Origin of the sequence: Lelliottia sp. RWM.1, assembly GCF_016859735.1 — a bacterium.
Lineage (GTDB): Bacteria > Pseudomonadota > Gammaproteobacteria > Enterobacterales > Enterobacteriaceae > Enterobacter.
In genome coordinates, this window is sequence record NZ_WLVC01000128.1 from 1 (window position 1) to 1251 (window position 1251).

At 45.6% G+C, this 1251-nt stretch carries 2 protein-coding genes; both read left to right on the top strand.

Annotated elements, in window-relative coordinates; genetic code table 11:
- A partial coding sequence (locus GF617_RS26865; protein ID WP_142295872.1) for a helix-turn-helix domain-containing protein occupies nt 1-119 on the top strand: 119 nt, incomplete at its 5' end.
- A gap of 182 nt (nt 120-301) precedes the next feature.
- On the top strand, nt 302-1162 hold the full coding sequence (locus tag GF617_RS26870; RefSeq protein WP_000027057.1) for a broad-spectrum class A beta-lactamase TEM-1: 861 nt from the start codon (nt 302-304) through the stop codon (nt 1160-1162).
- Nucleotides 1163-1251: the final 89 nt, after the last annotated feature.

The window sequence follows — 1251 nt, forward strand, 5'->3', positions numbered from 1 at the left end:
ACAGGAACGTCGTGCTGACGCTTCATCAGAAGGGCACTGGTGCAACGGAAATTGCTCATCAGCTCAGTATTGCCCGCTCCACGGTTTATAAAATTCTTGAAGACGAAAGGGCCTCGTGATACGCCTATTTTTATAGGTTAATGTCATGATAATAATGGTTTCTTAGACGTCAGGTGGCACTTTTCGGGGAAATGTGCGCGGAACCCCTATTTGTTTATTTTTCTAAATACATTCAAATATGTATCCGCTCATGAGACAATAACCCTGGTAAATGCTTCAATAATATTGAAAAAGGAAGAGTATGAGTATTCAACATTTTCGTGTCGCCCTTATTCCCTTTTTTGCGGCATTTTGCCTTCCTGTTTTTGCTCACCCAGAAACGCTGGTGAAAGTAAAAGATGCTGAAGATCAGTTGGGTGCACGAGTGGGTTACATCGAACTGGATCTCAACAGCGGTAAGATCCTTGAGAGTTTTCGCCCCGAAGAACGTTTTCCAATGATGAGCACTTTTAAAGTTCTGCTATGTGGTGCGGTATTATCCCGTGTTGACGCCGGGCAAGAGCAACTCGGTCGCCGCATACACTATTCTCAGAATGACTTGGTTGAGTACTCACCAGTCACAGAAAAGCATCTTACGGATGGCATGACAGTAAGAGAATTATGCAGTGCTGCCATAACCATGAGTGATAACACTGCTGCCAACTTACTTCTGACAACGATCGGAGGACCGAAGGAGCTAACCGCTTTTTTGCACAACATGGGGGATCATGTAACTCGCCTTGATCGTTGGGAACCGGAGCTGAATGAAGCCATACCAAACGACGAGCGTGACACCACGATGCCTGCAGCAATGGCAACAACGTTGCGCAAACTATTAACTGGCGAACTACTTACTCTAGCTTCCCGGCAACAATTAATAGACTGGATGGAGGCGGATAAAGTTGCAGGACCACTTCTGCGCTCGGCCCTTCCGGCTGGCTGGTTTATTGCTGATAAATCTGGAGCCGGTGAGCGTGGGTCTCGCGGTATCATTGCAGCACTGGGGCCAGATGGTAAGCCCTCCCGTATCGTAGTTATCTACACGACGGGGAGTCAGGCAACTATGGATGAACGAAATAGACAGATCGCTGAGATAGGTGCCTCACTGATTAAGCATTGGTAACTGTCAGACCAAGTTTACTCATATATACTTTAGATTGATTTAAAACTTCATTTTTAATTTAAAAGGATCTAGGTGAAGATCCTTTTTGA